Origin of the sequence: Aeromonas sp. 5HA1, from assembly GCF_029237245.1 — a bacterium.
Taxonomy (GTDB): Bacteria; Pseudomonadota; Gammaproteobacteria; order Enterobacterales; family Aeromonadaceae; genus Aeromonas; species Aeromonas salmonicida.
The window spans coordinates 26,528-43,079 of record NZ_JAACFW010000002.1 but is presented as its reverse complement, the minus strand read 5'-3'; the positions used below and the strand labels follow the sequence as shown (position 1 = coordinate 43,079).

The 16,552-nt window shown below is 59.4% G+C and carries 14 protein-coding genes; 8 read left to right on the top strand and 6 right to left on the bottom strand.

Going from position 1 to position 16,552, the window contains the following annotated elements:
• Positions 1 to 2 precede the first annotated feature (2 nt).
• Positions 3 to 3,377, bottom strand: a complete 3,375-nt coding sequence (locus GWQ27_RS02435) for an AAA family ATPase (RefSeq protein WP_275906581.1) — start codon at positions 3,375 to 3,377, stop codon at positions 3 to 5.
• Between the two features lie 108 nt (positions 3,378 to 3,485).
• Here GWQ27_RS02435 and cysZ point away from each other — a divergent pair, with 108 nt between their 5' ends.
• Positions 3,486 to 4,250 carry a sulfate transporter CysZ gene (gene cysZ, locus GWQ27_RS02430; protein WP_059111529.1) on the top strand — a complete coding sequence of 255 codons (765 nt, stop codon included), beginning with the start codon at positions 3,486 to 3,488 and terminating at the stop codon, positions 4,248 to 4,250.
• A gap of 139 nt (positions 4,251 to 4,389) precedes the next feature.
• Entirely contained in the window at positions 4,390 to 5,004 is a 615-nt protein-coding gene (locus GWQ27_RS02425; RefSeq protein ID WP_005316916.1) for a trimeric intracellular cation channel family protein, read from the top strand.
• Positions 5,005 to 5,100: 96 nt separating this feature from the next.
• On the opposite strand, the gene GWQ27_RS02420 is transcribed toward GWQ27_RS02425, so the two are convergent.
• From GWQ27_RS02420 to GWQ27_RS02405, 4 genes are all read right to left on the bottom strand, one after another.
• Positions 5,101 to 5,352, bottom strand: a complete 252-nt coding sequence (locus GWQ27_RS02420; RefSeq protein WP_059169847.1) for a hypothetical protein — start codon at positions 5,350 to 5,352, stop codon at positions 5,101 to 5,103.
• A gap of 117 nt (positions 5,353 to 5,469) precedes the next feature.
• Entirely contained in the window at positions 5,470 to 6,015 is a 546-nt protein-coding gene (locus GWQ27_RS02415; protein ID WP_125597956.1) for a DUF882 domain-containing protein, read from the bottom strand.
• Positions 6,016 to 6,164: 149 nt separating this feature from the next.
• Positions 6,165 to 7,649: a L,D-transpeptidase family protein gene (locus GWQ27_RS02410; protein ID WP_159166903.1), complete on the bottom strand. Its 1,485-nt coding sequence runs from the start codon at positions 7,647 to 7,649 to the stop codon at positions 6,165 to 6,167.
• An 80-nt stretch (positions 7,650 to 7,729) separates the two neighbouring features.
• Positions 7,730 to 8,500 carry a transporter substrate-binding domain-containing protein gene (locus GWQ27_RS02405; protein ID WP_021141070.1) on the bottom strand — a complete coding sequence of 257 codons (771 nt, stop codon included), beginning with the start codon at positions 8,498 to 8,500 and terminating at the stop codon, positions 7,730 to 7,732.
• A gap of 327 nt (positions 8,501 to 8,827) precedes the next feature.
• Between GWQ27_RS02405 and GWQ27_RS02400 the strand changes: the two genes are divergently transcribed.
• Genes GWQ27_RS02400 through GWQ27_RS02385 form a run of 4 tightly spaced genes read left to right on the top strand, consistent with a single transcriptional unit; the run spans position 8,828 to position 12,006 of the window.
• Entirely contained in the window at positions 8,828 to 9,373 is a 546-nt protein-coding gene (locus tag GWQ27_RS02400) for a hypothetical protein (protein ID WP_021141071.1), read from the top strand.
• A 55-nt stretch (positions 9,374 to 9,428) separates the two neighbouring features.
• Positions 9,429 to 10,463 carry a glycosyltransferase family 2 protein gene (locus tag GWQ27_RS02395; RefSeq protein ID WP_275906580.1) on the top strand — a complete coding sequence of 345 codons (1,035 nt, stop codon included), beginning with the start codon at positions 9,429 to 9,431 and terminating at the stop codon, positions 10,461 to 10,463.
• Positions 10,460 to 10,831, top strand: a complete 372-nt coding sequence (locus GWQ27_RS02390) for a GtrA family protein (protein ID WP_005316930.1) — start codon at positions 10,460 to 10,462, stop codon at positions 10,829 to 10,831. Before GWQ27_RS02395 ends, GWQ27_RS02390 begins: the two co-directional genes overlap by 4 nt.
• Complete coding sequence (locus tag GWQ27_RS02385) at positions 10,831 to 12,006, top strand: hypothetical protein (protein ID WP_059111525.1); 1,176 nt, start codon at positions 10,831 to 10,833, stop codon at positions 12,004 to 12,006. Before GWQ27_RS02390 ends, GWQ27_RS02385 begins: the two co-directional genes overlap by 1 nt.
• Positions 12,007 to 12,367: 361 nt before the next feature.
• Here GWQ27_RS02385 and tyrS read toward each other — a convergent pair whose 3' ends face one another.
• On the bottom strand, positions 12,368 to 13,567 hold the full coding sequence (gene tyrS, locus GWQ27_RS02380) for a tyrosine--tRNA ligase (protein ID WP_265434424.1): 1,200 nt from the start codon (positions 13,565 to 13,567) through the stop codon (positions 12,368 to 12,370).
• A 110-nt stretch (positions 13,568 to 13,677) separates the two neighbouring features.
• On the opposite strand from tyrS, the gene GWQ27_RS02375 reads away from it, so the two are divergent.
• Both GWQ27_RS02375 and GWQ27_RS02370 read left to right on the top strand, forming a co-directional pair.
• Entirely contained in the window at positions 13,678 to 15,000 is a 1,323-nt protein-coding gene (locus GWQ27_RS02375) for a peptidoglycan DD-metalloendopeptidase family protein (protein ID WP_275906579.1), read from the top strand.
• Positions 15,001 to 15,088: 88 nt separating this feature from the next.
• Positions 15,089 to 16,192, top strand: a complete 1,104-nt coding sequence (locus GWQ27_RS02370) for an anhydro-N-acetylmuramic acid kinase (RefSeq protein WP_275906578.1) — start codon at positions 15,089 to 15,091, stop codon at positions 16,190 to 16,192.
• The last annotated feature ends 360 nt before the right edge of the window (positions 16,193 to 16,552 follow it).

The window sequence follows — 16,552 nt, the reverse complement described above, 5'->3', positions numbered from 1 at the left end:
TTCTAGTTTTGCTCAGCCAAAGCGACGGCTTCACCGATATCGACCGACACAATGCGAGAAACCCCGGGCTCTTGCATCGTAACGCCAACCAGCTGCTCAGCCATCTCCATGGAGACCTTATTATGACTGATGTAAACGAACTGTACTGTGCTCGACATCTCTTTGACAAGAGAACAGAAGCGACCGACGTTCACTTCATCGAGCGGTGCATCCACCTCATCCAGCAGACAAAATGGTGCTGGGTTGAGTCTGAAGATGGCAAAAACCAGCGCAAGTGCGGTTAACGCCTTCTCCCCCCCGGAAAGCAGGGCAATGGTAGCATTCTTCTTACCCGGAGGTCTTGCCATGATGCTCACTCCGGCCTCCAAAAGATCATCCGAGGTCAGCTCAAGCCAGGCACTGCCTCCCCCAAACACTTTTGGAAAGAGGGATTTTAAATCTTCGTTGACCTTATCGAAAGTGTCACGGAAGCGTATTTGTGTTTCTTTATCAATTCTTTTAATGGCTTGGCTCAAGGTTTCCAGCGCTTGCTCGAGATCCTGACACTGGTTTTCCAGGTAGGTTGAGCGGGTTTTCGCCTCTTCGTACTCCTCCAGCGCAGCCAGGTTGATGGCGCCAAGTGCCTCCACTTGTGCCTCCAGCGTCTGGATCTCCTGACGCAACTTGCCGCGATCGGCGGCGATCAAGACAGCCTGATCGAGATCCACCAGCCGTACCCCCAGCTCCTCGAACTGCTCATGCAACCCCTGACGGCGGGTCAGGTTGCGCTCGCGCTCCAGCCTCAGGGTCGCCAGCTTCTCCTGCAAGGTCAGCAGCTGCTTGTGATCAACGCTGCGTGCCTGTTCCAGTTCGGTCAATTGTCGCTCCAACTCTGCCAGCCTTTGATGGCAGGCAAGTTGCAATGCTTCGAGGTTGCGTTGCTCGACCAGCAGGGGCGACAGATCCTGACCCGGCGTGGCTCCGGGCTCCTTGAGTTCGGCCAATTCCAGCCCGAGTCGGGCCAGTTCCTGCTCCCGCAGGCTGATGAGCTGGCTCTGATTCTGCTGCTCCAGCTGCCAGCGCTGGCAGCTGGCTTGTTGCTGCTCACGGCGCAGACGCGCCTCTTCCACCGCCCGCTCGGCATGGGTGACTCGCTCCTGAGCAAGCTGCAGCGACTCGGTCAAGGGCTCACCCTGTTCCTGCAATTCGCCAAGCCGCTCCTCAGCGAGCTCAAGCTGCTGTAAAGCCGCTGCCAGCCGCTGCGCCTCGCCAGCTTGCTCCTTGTCCAGCCGGATCAGCTCTTCGCCAAGCTGACCAAGCCGTTGCAACCGCTCCTGACGCTGGCCTTCCCGCAGGCTCCAGGCTTCACGCAGTTGCTGCCACTGCTGTTCCTGCTCGCGCACTGTACGCTGGCTCAGTTCGAAGGCACTGTGCAGCTGGGCGCGCGCGGCATCGGCAGTGCCCAGTTGTTCATTCAACCGGCCAAGGGCCTGCCGGCATCCCGCCAGTTCTGTGTGTAACCGCTCACGTTCACCGAGCAGGGCCAGAGTGCCAAGTGCCCCCCCCTGGCCGAGATCGGCCCAATTGGGGCCAAACCAGTCTCCGGTCGGGGTCAGTACCGACTCACCGGCCAGGAGGCCAGGCTGGCGGGCCAGCGCAGCGTCTCTATCTTCAACCAGCCAGATGGCGTTGAGGAAGGCGGGAATATGCGCCCCCTCAAGCCGGGCCGCCAGGGTACCCGCCACCGCAGGTCGGGATGGACCAATCCAGAGTCCGCTCTGCGCCAAATTGCACTCGTCGCTGGGCTGAGCGGTGAGCCAGCGGCCGAGCACCTTGTCAAGCGCCTGTGCCCACTCGGGCGCCACCTGCAGACTGTCCGCCAGGGTGGCGCCCACCATCTGCTCCCCCAGCATCTGATTAAGAGTGGTGAGGCGGGCTTCAAGCTCCCGCAGCAGGCTGCTCTGCTGGCTTTGCTGCGACTTGCACTCTTCATGGCGGGCCACGCTGGCCTGCCACTGCTGCTCCAGCTCGGCGTGGCGAGCCCGGGAGCATTCCAACTCGGACGCCAGGGCGTCGAGCCCGGGCTGCAACGACTCCCCTTCCCCGCCGAGTGGACCTGCGCGTTCATCCTCCAGCTTGAGCCGTGCCAGCCGGGTCTTGGCTTGCAGCTCCTGCAGACCGTTCACTTGCGCGCGAGTCTGGTTGAGCTGCCCCTGCAACTGGCCGAGTTGTTGTTGCCACTGCTGCTGGTGTTGACGCGCCTGCTCCAGCTGCTCGCCGGCGGCAAGACGCAACCCCTGCTGATCGGTGAGCAACTGCTCACACTGTTCGAGTCGCGCCGACTCCTGCTCCCCCTTGAGGGTACCTTCGGTCAGCTGTTCCTGCTGGCTCGCCAGTTGTGCCCTGATGCCCTCTATCCGCTCGCCAAGCGCCTGACGCCTGATCTGCCAGTCGCGACCAAGCTCGGTCTGATGAAGTTGCTGCTGTTCGAGGCGGGCGATGGCCTGGCCACCGAGAAAAATTTGTTGCTGGCGGCTCGCTTGCTCGGCCTGAGCCTCCTGGCGGGCCACCGACAGGGTGACGTGACGTCCCTCATCCTGGGTACGCTTGGCATCCAGCGCCGCCAGGGCCTGTTCTGCCTGGGCCAGCTCGGCCTTGGCCTCACCCAGGCGAGTCTCCAGCGCCCACAGCTCGGAACCGATAAGCTCGGCCCGTGCGGCGCGCGAACGGCTCTTGAGCTGCTTGTAACGTTCGGCCGTCTCGGCCTGGGCCTTGAGATGTTCGAGGCGGGAGCCCAGCTCACCGCGAATGTCGCCGAGCCGCTCCAGATTCTCCTGGGTATGGCGAATGCGCTGCTCGGTTTCGCGTCGCCGCTCCTTGTAACGGGAGACACCCGCCGCCTCCTCCATGAACAGCTTGAGATCGGCGGGGCGCGACTCCACCAGCCGACTGACGGTGCCCTGCTCTATGATGGCGTAGCTGCGCGGCCCGAGGCCGGTACCGAGGAAGAGGTCGGTGACATCTTTGCGGCGGCACTTCTGGCCGTTGATCTGGTAATGGTTGGAGCCGTCGCGCAGCACCTCGCGGCGCACCGAAATTTCGGTAAAGCGGCCAAATTCACCGGGTACCCGGTTGTGGGGGTTGTCGAATACCAGCTCCACCGAGGCGCGACCGTGAGGGCTGCGGTTGATGGAGCCGTTGAAGATGACGTCCGTCATGTTCTCGCCGCGCAGATGGCGGGCCGAACTCTCCCCCAGCACCCAGCGCACGGCGTCGATCACGTTGGACTTGCCGCAGCCATTGGGCCCCACCACGGCGGTCATGTCGGCCGAGAACTCGATGCGGGTTGGCTCGACAAACGACTTGAAACCGGCGAGTTTGATCAATTTCAGACGCATGGGGGCCTATTGGGTAACGAAATAAAGAGAAGGCGGGCAGGCGACTTTACCAAATCCAAACCTTGTTTGTAATATGCTGGCACTTTCCCATGAACAGATGGAGCTCAGATGAGCCAATCACCCCCTATGGTCAAAGACTCAATCAGCGGCGCAGACTACTTCCTGCGCGGTTTCTCCCTCATTCGCCAGCCCGGCATCCGCACCTTTGTGCTGATCCCGCTGCTGGTCAACTTCGTGCTGTTTGCCGGGGCCTTCTACGCCCTCTTGTTGCAGCTCGATGGTCTGTTCGGCTGGCTGCACCAGCAGATCCCCAGCTGGCTCAGCTGGTTGGACTATCTGCTCTGGCCCATCGCTCTGGTCACCATACTGGTGGTCTTCTCCTTCCTGTTCAGCTCGGTCGCAAACTGGATAGCGGCCCCCTTCAATGGCCTGCTGGCGGAGAAGGTGGAACAGACCCTCACCGGCGAAGTGGTCAGCGACACCGGCATGCTGGACATAGTCCGGGATGTACCCCGCACCTTCGGCCGTGAATGGACCAAGCTGAAGTACTACCTGCCCAAGGCCATCGGCTGCCTGATCCTGTTCCTCATCCCCGTGGTCGGGCAGACCCTGGCCCCCGTGCTCTGGTTCCTGTTCAGCGCCTGGATGATGGCAATTCAGTACATCGACTATCCGTTCGACAACCACAAGATAAGCTTCATCACAATGCGCGATGCCTTGAAGCAGCGCCGCGGCAAGTGCCTGAGCTTCGGAGCCCTGGTCACCCTCTTCTCCGCCATTCCGGTGGTGAACCTCTTTGTGATGCCGGTCGCCATCTGTGGTGCCACCGCCATGTGGGTGGATCACTACCGCGCCGAACAGCTCAAACGCTGATCCCTGCCCCAATGAAAAAGGCACCTCATCGGTGCCTTTTACTTTTTGCATTATAAAAAATAATGAATAGCCTTCATTCCTTGTCCCATATAGCTTGAATTGATAGGATGCGGGCCTTTCTCGCACCCTGGGATATCTCATGTTACATACACTCTTCTTGCTGGGCCTGGTGGCCGAAGGAATGACTGGCGCACTGGCAGCGGGTCGGCGACGGATGGATCTGTTTGGCGTGGTAATCATCGCCTCGGCGACGGCCATCGGTGGCGGTACCATCCGGGATGTATTGCTTGGGCACTATCCCCTGCTCTGGGTTGAACATCCGGAATATGTGCTGCTGGTGGCAGGCGCGGCCATGGCCGCCGTCATATCGGCACCGCTGATGCGCTACCTCGGCAAGCTGTTCCTGGCGCTCGATGCGCTGGGACTGGTGGTCTTCTCCATCTTCGGCGCAGCCAGGGCCCTGGAGATGGGCCATGGCATCGGCATTGCCTGCATCATGGCGGTGGTCACTGGCGCCTTTGGCGGTGTACTGCGAGACCTGCTCTGCCAACGCATTCCCCTGGTGTTTCGTCGGGAGCTCTATGCTGCCATCTCGCTGATCACCGCCGCTATCTACTGCCTGGCGCTGGATCAGGGCCTGCCCAACGACTGGGCCGCCTTTGGCGCCATCGGGATCGGCTTCGTGTTGCGCTTGCTGGCGGTACGATTCAAGTGGGGATTGCCCACCTTCCACTATCAGTACGCAACCCACTGAGCGCGCCAGTTTCTGGCAAAGCAGTTCGGATTGCAGACAACAAAAAAGCGCCTGACAGGCGCTTTTTTGTATGGGGACACTGAGTACGTACGCGACTCAGTTAATCCCTTCCGAGCTGAAGAAGGTTGCCTTGTCGGCGATGAAGCGGATCTTGATGTTCTTGCCCTCCTCTCCCCAGATACAGCTGGTGGTGCCCAAGGCATCGTCGCAGCGCTCTGCCTTGCCGAGTATGGTGCTCGCTTCCGTGTAGCTGATCCCCATCTTCAACTTGTCGTAATTCTCGCGATTGAGCTTGCCACAACCGGTCAGCAGCAGGGCAATCATGCCCCCGAGCAAAATATGTTTCATCTGGTTCTCCTCTGGATAGTGTCCGGAGCCTAACAGCTCGGCCCCCCTCTTTGCCAGTGACCAGGCGCTGCAGCCCGCCATAGAGGCGAGGTGTCACTCGCCGGATACCGCCCACGACTACCAGCTGCGGACGGGCCCGGTGTCCAGATGAACGAAGTTGTCGCTCGGGTAGTAGCCAACCCCACCCACTTTGAGATTGAGCGCAGCCTTGCGCAGATGGGCCAGCTGAACACCCGGGATCCGCACATCCACCGCCTGACCCAGGGTGTGATAGCTGTGCTTGGCCACGCCGCGGCTCTTATTCCGCTTCTGGCGATTGGTCGCTGGCGAACGGTAGCCGGAAATAAGCTGGATCTCGCCGTTGCGGCCCAGCTTGTGCTGCAACAGATAGAGCTGATCGAACAGCTTCTTGTCGATGTTGAACACTTCGTTGCGACGATAGTCGCGGAAAATATGATTGAGCTCGGCCAGCCCGTCTTGCAGGTAGCGACCATTCTCCCAATAACTGGCCTGCACTCGCTCGCCGGTATTGAGATTGAAAAAACTGAGTTCACGTCCTGAGGTACTGCGGCTCGCCATGGCAGGGAATGAGAGCATGGCTCCCCCCAGCAGGCACCCAGCCCCCAGCAGCAGGCGACGTCGACTTATCTCTTGTTCCAGCATAAGGAGTTCGTCCATCGCAGATGTAAGCGACACTGTTGAGTGAATTTGATACAGGTGCTTGAAACTACCTTTCGAACCCTCCCATGTCAAACCGCCAGCACCAATGAAAAAGCCCGGCAAGGGCCGGGCTTTTCACTCTGTGGCAAGGATCACAGCAGGCGACTTTGGAAGCTGACTCGATCAAATCCATAGATGTCATTGCGCAGTTGCTGGCGACCCTCTTCGTCGATCCAGCTGCTCCAGTAGACGGTAAATACCGGTATGGGGGTGGTCAGCGGCAACCACTTTGTCTGGGTATTTTTCAGTATGCTGGCCACCTTGTCCGGCTGGTAGCGGGAGTCCGCCAGCAGCAACTCGGCCAGATCGTCGGCGTGCTCCACCCGGATACAACCCGAGCTGAAGGCCCGAGCCCCTTGCTCAAACAGCGCCTTGCGCGGAGTGGAGTGCAGGTAAATGGCATCGTTGTTGGGCAGATAGAACTTGTAGCGCCCCAGGGCATTGTGATCACCGGGCTTTTGCCGCAGGCGATAAGGGAAACCGGCGGCCAACGCCTGATACCAGCCCTCTTCGGTGAACTGCACAGGGTTGCCTTCGCCGTCGATCACCTCGAATTGCTCGCGATTCAAATACGCAGGATCCCGACCCAGCTTGGGCAGAATATCCTTGCTCAGGATGGAGCGCGGCACATGCCAGGGCGGGTTGAGCACTATGGAGCGGATCTCGCTGGCGAGTATGGGGGTTGCCCGCTGCTCCTTGCCAACGATGACCCGACTGGTAAACACCTCGTTGCCGGACTCCACCACGCTCAGACGGTAGTCAGGAATATTGACCAGCACATAACGGGCACCGGAGAGATGATCCACCAGATCCCGACGCCACAGGTTGCGCAGCAGCAGGCTGGCACGCACTTGCGGCCCGGTGTTGAGCCAGGTGCGAGTCTGGCGGCCAATGATGCCATCGGCGGTCAGACCGTGGCGGCGCTGGAACTGCTTGATGGCCTGCTGGGTGTCGACGTCATAGGTGGCGTCGTCATGACGGGGGGCGCCATCCCCCAGCTCGTTGAGGATGGTACGGATCTGCCCCAGTTCAGGCGATGCCTCACCCGCCCGCAGGGTCGGCATGGTCAGGGTCGGCCACTGCTTTGCCATGGGCATGGCGAGCAGTTTGCGCACTTCCTCGCGCACCGCCTCATACTCGGCGACCTGGGGTCTGAGCTGCTTGACCTGATCCAGCAGATTGTCGCCAACAGGCTCGTGGGCCAACGGCTGGTTCAAATTGAGCTTGAGGGTTCGCATCTGCTCGCGAGCGACCAGATCCATGGCACGCCAAGCCTGCTGAAAGCGGGCCAGCTTGCCAAAAACTTCATCATAAATGGCCCCACGCTGATCGGCCGGTTTGGCCTGCAGCTTCTTCCAGAGACTGAAGAAGTCAGGGTGCAACTGGGCCAGTACGGCCTCCTGCAACTGGTGCTCCAACTCAAGGCGAGCCTGCTCTGCGGTACTGTTCTGATACCAGTCATGCTGCACTGCAGCATTGGTTACCAACACCTGTCCTTCGCTTGCCTGCGCCATTGCCGCTGGCAAGCAGCCCAGCCAGATCAGGTTTGCCAACGCCAGCCAATACTTCTTCCCCATGCTTACCTCAAGATCGGTTCACTTCAACTGCCAGACCCGGCGGTCAAGGCGCTCATGATGCGTGAATGCCAGTGACTTTACTAGCTGGCGGGCGCGTAGCGCCGCCAGATAACGTCATACTCATTGGTTGCTTTAAATTCAGCCAGCTCCCGATTGAACGCCCTGACAAACGCTGGGGAAAGCCGTTGTTTGCTGAACATGAAAAAAGTGGGTGCTTCATATACGGCCATGCCGTGAGGCACGATCAGATCGTTTAACCCCTCTTCTTTCAGACCCCAGGGCGTGGCCAGAATATCCCCGAGAAAACCGTCGATCCGGCCGAGCACCAGCTTGCCGTAATTTTGATGATCATTGACCACGCTTACCTGGGCCGCATAACGGCGCAACAAGTCGGCTGTCTCGGCCCCATAGTAGTAATCCTTGGTCACCCCGAGAATATGACCACTGGCCAGCCAGCTCGCCAAATCGGTTTCAGGATAGGAGGAGGACTTGCGGACCCAGAGCACACTGCGCCCCGGATTATAGCCATCGGAAAACCAGGCATAGCGGCCACGCTCCTCGTTGGAGTATGCCTCCATGGCGATATCGAGCGAGCCCCGCGCCAGATCGTGCAGTATCCGCTTCCAGGGCCGCTCCACATAGGTGACCTGACAACCCAGTCGCGTGAGCATGGCATTGAGTGTTTCCACGGCAAAACCTTTCAGCACCTTGTCATCCGTCGTCGCGCTGTCGTAATAATGATAGGGCGGCCAATGGTCAAAACCGACCCGCAGCGGAGAGGGGCAAAAGCTGTTGGCGGATGCAGCCGGAGAGAGCAACCAGAGCGCACAGCAGAAGAGTATCAGCTTCATGGGTCATCCTTGACAACGCGATGCCTCATCATAAATCGGCCTTGGCCAAATGGCGACAGATCCTGCCACAGCGATCACCTGCATCGACACTGCATAGAGGGGGGGTATTTCTTCCCATAGGGACTCGGCCATGAAATGAGCCCATACCCCGCGCGGCACAAGGCTTGGTCAGGTCACAACCGGGTCAAAATGGGGGCATTTGGAGCACTGACTCGAAAGGGGTTAATATGTGACCAAATATATTTTTGTGATCCACTATGCTTTTTTTGCAATTGGATTAGCATATGCGCGAAATCAGCCTACCAATCGTGAGGCGTAGAGAGTGATATGACGTACAAAAAGTTCGGTTTTCTGACTGCCATCATGGCACTGAGTGGTTTCTACCTTTACACCCTCTATCTGGCTGCCCACCCCAATGTGAGCCTGGCCTACAAACTCTATTACCTGGAAGGCAAGACCCGCTTCTGGGAGCACAACTCCAGCATGACTTATCAGCCGGGCAACGAGCTCAACCTGACCAGGCCGAGCCGCTTCCTCTCCAGCGCAGGCTGGGCTACCAAGCCAAGTACCAAGGGTACCGAACTCAGCGGCCAGGGCGGCCTCTATTTCGTGCTGCCCAAACAGCAAGCTCAACCTGAACAGCTGACCATACAGGCCCGGGTCAACAGCCCGCAGGCCGGCACCCTGCTCAAGGTGGCACTGGGTCATGACTTCACCACGACAGTCCGCCTGGCCAAGGCTGGCATCAACGAAATCCGGCTCAATCTGCCGGGCGATTCGCTGACATCGGACCCCAAGCGCCCCAACTTCCTGGCACTGTCCGCACCGACTCCCCTCAATGTTCAGTCGGTACGACTGACCGTCGCCCAGTAAGACGTATTACCCGATACGCGGTTTATTAAATAATTTTCCAAGTAAGGAAATTTCCATGTCGCATGCCGATTTTCGACTCTCTCTGATCGTGCCCGTGTACAACGAGGAAGAGAGCATTGATGCCTTCATCAAGGCGATAGATAACGAACTGGCGCCTCTCAAGGATCGGCTGGAGATAGTGTTCGTCAACGACGGCAGCCGTGACAGCACCCGCGCAGTGATCGAGCAAGCCATCACCCGCGATCCCAGGGTGACCCTGGTCAACCTGGCGCGCAACTTCGGCAAGGAAGCGGCCATGACCGCCGGTCTGCATCATGCCAAAGGCGATGCCATAGTGCCGATGGACGTGGATCTGCAAGATCCCCCTGCCCTGATCCTCGAGTTCGTCAAGCTGTGGCAGACCGGTGACTATGACACCGTCTACGGCATACGGGTGGATCGCAGTGCCGATACCCCGATGAAGCGGGTCACTGCCGGTGGCTTCTACCGTTTTTTCAACGCTCTCTCCACCAGCACCAAGCTGCCGGAAAACGCAGGTGACTTCCGTCTGATCGACCGCCGGGTGGTGGAAGCTATCAAGCAACTGCCAGAGCGCAACCGCTTCATGAAGGGTCTGTTTGCCTGGGCTGGTTTTCGTGCCGTGGGCGTTCCTTACGAGCGGCCGGCCCGTCACGCCGGTGAAACCAAGTTCAACTACTGGAAGCTGTGGAACTTCGCCCTCGATGGCCTGATGAGTTTCTCCAGCTGGCCGCTGCGGGTGTGGAGCTATGTGGGGGTCGGTGTCTCCTTCGTTGCCTTCCTCTACATCCTCAAGATCGTCACCCAGGTGGTCTTCTTCGGGATCGATGTACCCGGTTATGCTTCCCTGATGTCAGTGGTGCTGTTCCTTGGTGGCATCCAGCTGCTGTCCCTTGGCATCATTGGCGAGTACATAGGCCGCATGTTTGTGGAAGTGAAACAGCGCCCCGTCTATCTCATCGAAGGGGTCTACGGCCAGTATGCCAAGCCGGCGGCAGACAAGCAGCAGGACGCTGACACACAGCAAGAGACAGAACAGCAACAAGACAAGAAGGAGCAAGCGCCTCAATGATCTCCCGCGAGGAATTCTGGCGCCTGTTCCGGTTCGGTCTGGTCGGCGGGGGGGCAACCCTCGTCGACCTTGGTACCTCTATCGCGCTGTTTCATACCTGGCCCGCCATCTCTGAACACTGGGTCACCACCATCGCCTTCATGATTGCCTTCTGGTTCTCATTCTTTGGCCATCGTTACATCACCTTCCAGAAACAGGGTGCCATCGGCAAGTTCTTGCTGGTTGCCCTCTTCTCGCTGGCGGTGAGAAACCTGATATTGAGCGGTCTGCTGTTTGCGGGTCTTTCTGGTCTGCTGCCTGTGGTGATCGCCACCCTGACAGTCACAGTGCTCACCTATATCCTCTCTCGCGTCTGGGTATTTGCCTGATGAATGACATTACAACATTGACTCCCGACAGCTCGACTCCCGGCTGTCAGGCTCCCTATCGCCCGTCACTGGCCATCAGCAGCCGTGACTGGCTGATGATCATCGCCGCCTTTCTGCTGAGCCGGGTTGCCCTCTATGGCATGGGTTATTTCGGCGTCCAGCTTTACGGCACCACCGACATAGGCCCGCTGCAAGCCTATTGCCAGTTCGACTGTGTCTGGTTCCAGCGCATCATCGAAAACGGCTACGATCTCTACCCGCGCTGGCTCAGCAAGGGCAATGCGGCCAACTGGGCCTTCATGCCGCTCTATCCGATGTTGTCAGGTTCGCTGTCAAACCTGCTCAATGTCGAGAGTCTGATCGGCCTGATGCTGGTGGCCAACCTTGCCTTCTTTGCCAGCCTGCCGCTGATGCTGCTGGTGCTGCGTCAGCTCAAGCTGGGTGACGAGACAGCCCGCTTCGGCGTCTGGCTGCTCGCCTTCTCCCCCTTCTCCGCCTATTTCGCCTCCGGCTATACAGAGTCGATGTTCATGGCCTTGATGCTGGGGATGTTCCTGTTTGCCTATCGGGAACAGTGGCTGATGGTCGCAGTGCTCGGCGTCTGCATCTCCGGCACCCGCAATCTGGGTGTGATGATGGTCTTCCCTGTGCTGATCCTGGCGCTGCAGGCCTACGGCTGGCGGGAGTTTTTCCGCTTCACCGAACGCGCCTTCAAGGTGGTATTCACCCTCTGGCTCATCCCCTTCGGCCTGTTTGCCTACATGGTCTATCTCTATCACCTCACAGGTGATGCGCTGGCCTTCAAGCATATCCAGGTGGCCTGGGGCCGTTACATGGACAGCCCGCTCGACTGGTGGCTGAGCGGCTTCGAGCTGGGGGGGCGCAAGGCTTACCTCTCCATCATGGTGATCTTCGGCTGGTGTCTGAACCTCTATCTGTTCAGCCAGAAGCGCTGGGCCGAAGCCACACTGATGTTCATCTGCTGCACCATACCGCTGATGACGGGCCTCAACGCCATGCCACGCTACATGTTCGGCCTCTACCCGACCCTGCTGGCCATTATCCTGCTGACCCATCGCTGGCCAGCCATGCGTCCGGCCGTGCTCTGCATCAGCGGCATGGTGGCCTCCTTCATCGCAGTGGCCTTCGTCAACGCCAAGTTCTTTACCGTCTGATGTGACGCCCCCAACGCCATATCCAAAAATGCCGGTCCCTTGACCGGCATTTTTTATGGTCTTCGTAAATCCACGGGATAGGTGGGTCTTGACTGAAGACGGGTAAACAAGACATCAACCACCCTGTTCCTATGGTGAAACAGCACAGCGTTCTCCGACGCTCGGTCAACGCACAAGAGGGCATAAGAACAAACGGACAAGGCGAATCAGGCAGGAAGAGGCGAGAGAGGGATAGACAGCCAGCAAGAAGGGAGGGGTTATCTTGCAAACCGTCGCGATGGGGCGGCTTGCAAGTGCTGTCTCCCGAACACAGGCAGTGCTCGGGAGACAGCCACAAAGCCAGTCTCGTAGAGAGGCTGGGTTACTTGACGGTGACCCGGGCAAACTTGCGCTTGCCGACCTGATAGACGGCGGTACCGGCACCTACCAGTGCCTTGCCATCTTCCAGCTTCTCGCCGTCACGCTTGACCGCGCCCTGCTTGATCATGCGCAGCGCTTCGGAGGTGGTGGCCACCAGATCGGCGTCTTTGAGCAGGTTGGCGATGGCCAGACCGTCACCTTCCAGCGCCAGTTCGACTTCCGGCATCTCGTCCGGAATGGCGTTCTTGGAGAAACGCTGGGTGAAATCTTCGTGAGCCGCTTCCGCTGCCGCTTCGTCGTGATAGCGAGCGATGATCTCTTTCGCCAGCCAGATCTTCACATCACGGGGATTCAGGGTGTTCGCGGCGATACCGGCCTTGAACGCTTCAATCTCGGCCAAGGGACGAGAGGAGAGCAGCTCGTAGTAGTTCCACATCAGGTCATCTGTGATGGACATGATCTTGCCGAACATCTCGCCCGGGGCATCGTGCACGCCTATGTAGTTGGCGGCGGATTTGGACATCTTCTTGACGCCGTCCAGACCCACCAAGAGCGGCATCATCAGCACGCACTGGGCGGCCATGCCGGCGTCTTTTTGCAGCTCGCGGCCCATCAGCAGGTTGAACTTCTGATCGGTACCGCCGAGCTCGACGTCCGCTTTGAGCGCAACCGAATCATAGCCTTGCAGCAGCGGATAGAGGAATTCGTGAATCGCGATGGACTGGCCGCCGGTGTAGCGCTTCTTGAAGTCGTCACGCTCCATCATGCGGGCCACGGTCTGCTTGGCCGCCAGCTTGATCATGCCGGTCGCGCCCAGCTCGCCCAGCCAGCTGGAGTTGTACTCGATGCGAGTCTTGGCGGGATCGAGGATCTTGAACGCCTGCTCCGCATAAGTGAGGGCATTGTGCTTGATGGCCTCTTCGGAGAGCGGCGGACGAGTGCTGTTCTTGCCGGAGGGATCACCTACCATGGCGGTGAAATCGCCGATCAGCAAAATGATCTCGTGGCCCAGATCCTGGAAGGTCTTCAGCTTGTTGAGGATCACGGTATGACCCAGGTGAATGTCGGGAGCCGTCGGGTCCATCCCCAGCTTGATGCGCAGCGGGCGCCCTTCCTTCAACTTGGCAACCAGTTCTTCTTCAACCAGAATTTCTTCCGCTCCGCGCTTGATCTCGGCTAGCGCCACCTCGAGCTGGGACATTTTTTGACACTCCAATCACGATTCCACAGGGCCAAACATATTACTGGAATGGCGAGCTAATTGGAAAGGCTGTAAAATCCGCTCATTCTGCCCGACTTCGTCAGCTTCTCATGGTCATTTGGAACGCCTTCAACTCTCTTCCCACCTGGCACCGCAAGATGGTGCTGATTTTGAGCATCATGGTGATGATGCTGGCGGCCTGGCCAAGCGAACGGGCGGTCGCCACCCGAGTCGATGACAACAGCAACGAGCTAGCCGTCGAGCCGCAGCCGGACGACAGAGATCTGTTGGCACAAGCCGGGCAAGCGGCCATTCCGCCCAAACCGAGCTATGTCACCAAACAGGTGAAAGTGCGCAGTGGCGACAACATGGGCGTCATCTTCCAGCGGCTGGGGCTCAGCACCACGGATCTGCACCTGATCGATCAGCTCGATGGCAGCGACCCCCTTCGCATGTTGCGCCCCGGGCAAGAACTCACCTTCAAGCTCACCAAAAATGGCGATCTGCACAGCCTCTATTACCCCCACAGCCTGGAACAGGCGTTGAAAGTGAGCCGCAAGGCCGAGAGCTTCGTGGCCAAACCGGTCAAGCTGGAACTCGATACCCGCGAGCAAGTTACCCGAGGCGAGATACGATCCAGCTTCTGGGGGGCCGCCGTCGAGGCGGGGATGACCGAAGATCAGATCATGGATCTCGCCGCCATCTTCGGCTGGGACATCGACTTCGCCCAGGACCTGCAACCCGGGGACAGCTTTCGGGTTGTCTATCAGGAAAAATTCCAGGATGACGAGCGGGTGGCCTCCGGCGACATTCTGGCCGCCGAGTTCATCAACCAGGGCGCCATCTATCGCGCCGTGCTGAATGACGATGGCAACTACTACACACAGGAAGGCAAGGCGATGCGCAAGAGCTTCCTGCGCGCGCCGGTCAACTTCAAATACATCAGCTCCAACTTCAATCCGCGCCGCCTGCACCCGGTCACCGGCAAGGTGCGTCCCCACAATGGCATCGACTATGTGGCACCGGTGGGCACCCCCATCATGGCCGCCGGCGGCGGCAGCGTGGTGGCGGCCGGTTACAACCAGTTCAACGGCAACTATGTCTTCATCAAGCACGCCGGCAACTATGTGACCAAGTACCTGCACCTCTCCAAGCGCACCGTCAATAAAGGGCAGCGGGTGAAACAGGGGCAGACCATTGGCACCCTGGGGGGCACAGGCCGGGTAACAGGCCCGCACCTGCACTATGAATTTGTGGTGGGCGGCATTCACAAGAACCCGCGCACCCTCAATCTGCCGCAGGCCGAGACCCTCACAGGGCGGGAGCTGGCCAACTTCAAACTGCTGGCAACGCCGCAACTGGCCAAACTCGACCAACTCGACAAGCCCGAGCTGCAGCTGGCCCAGAACAAACGAGATAGCAACGGCAGTTAATGCGTCATCAGCCTCTGACCACGCCGCAGAAAAAGGCGAACGCTGAACCCTTGTTCCACATCTTTATCTCGATAAATAAGGACATCTCATGATTGAGCGCTACATTGGGCTGATGTCCGGCACCAGCATGGACGGGATCGACGCCGTGCTGGTGATGATGGACGGGGATGAACTGCGGGTCGAAGCGGCCATCAGCCACCCCTGGCCCACCGCCCGCGAGCTGCACGAACTCTGCACCCCGAGCGACAACGAAATCGATCGCATGGGGGTGGCCGATAATCTGGTGGCCCGCGAGTTTGCCACCGCCACTCACGCGCTACTGGCCAAGGCAGGGCTGACCCCCAAGGATATTCGCGCCATCGGCAGCCACGGTCAGACCATCCGCCACCGCCCCCAACTCGGCTTTACCCTGCAGATCGGCAACGCCGCCCTGCTGGCGGCCCTGACCGGCATCGATGTCATCGCCGATTTTCGCACCATGGACATGGCCCTCGGCGGTCAGGGGGCACCGCTGGTGCCCGCCTTCCATCAGGCGCTGTTTGCCAAACCCGGCGCCCTGCGAGTGGTGCTGAACCTGGGCGGCATCGCCAATATCTCGGTACTGCCGGGCAACGCGGACGGTGTGTATGGCTTTGATACCGGCCCCGCCAACACCCTGCTCGATGGCTGGTATCGCCGTTATCAACCAAGCGGCGGCAACTACGATGCCGGTGGCCAATGGGCCGCCAGCGGCAAGCTTGTTCCCGCCCTGCTTGAGCAACTGCTGGCTCACCCCTACTTCGCCGCCCCGTGGCCCAAGAGCACCGGGCGGGAGATGTTTACCCTGGATTGGCTCGATGGCGAGCTGGCGGGCAGTGCATACGCCCCCGTGGATGTGCAGCGCACCCTGCAGGCGCTCACTTGCCACAGCATAGCCCGCCAGTTGCCTGCACTGGACGAGGCGCAAAGCCGGCCCGAGCTGTTTGTCTGTGGCGGCGGTGCTCACAATGGCCCCTTGCTGGCGGAGCTGGCCAGCCTGCTGCCCGGCTGGCGCATCGCCAGCACCTTTGATCTGGGGCTAGCCCCCGACTGGGTGGAGGGAGCGGCATTTGCCTGGCTGGCACAGCGTTTTATCCACCGCCAACCGGGTAACCTGCCCGCCGTCACGGGTGCCAGCCGTCTTGCAGTTCTGGGTGCCCTCTATCCTGCCTGATCGATAACCGGGATCACGGCCTTCTTATCAAGCATCTCGGGGCAAGGAGGGAAACCTGCCCTCCCATCTACACGGTCGCCAATCGCACAACCCTCTACCCCGCCGGATAAGTGACACTGTCTGCCACTGACCAGCGTCACCCAGGCGGGCAAGCCAGCATTTGGCCCCACTATCACGAGCCACCAACAGGACGACTGCACCCTTATGGCATATTTATCTCTCTATTTGGCGCGATAAATATCATCAGAATAAGCGAACAAGCGGCTATTCGAACGCAATATTAAGATATCGCCTATGCAATATATTGAATTATATTCCAGCCACATCTTTATTAGTCTTTGGATGACCTTGGGCTAGCAT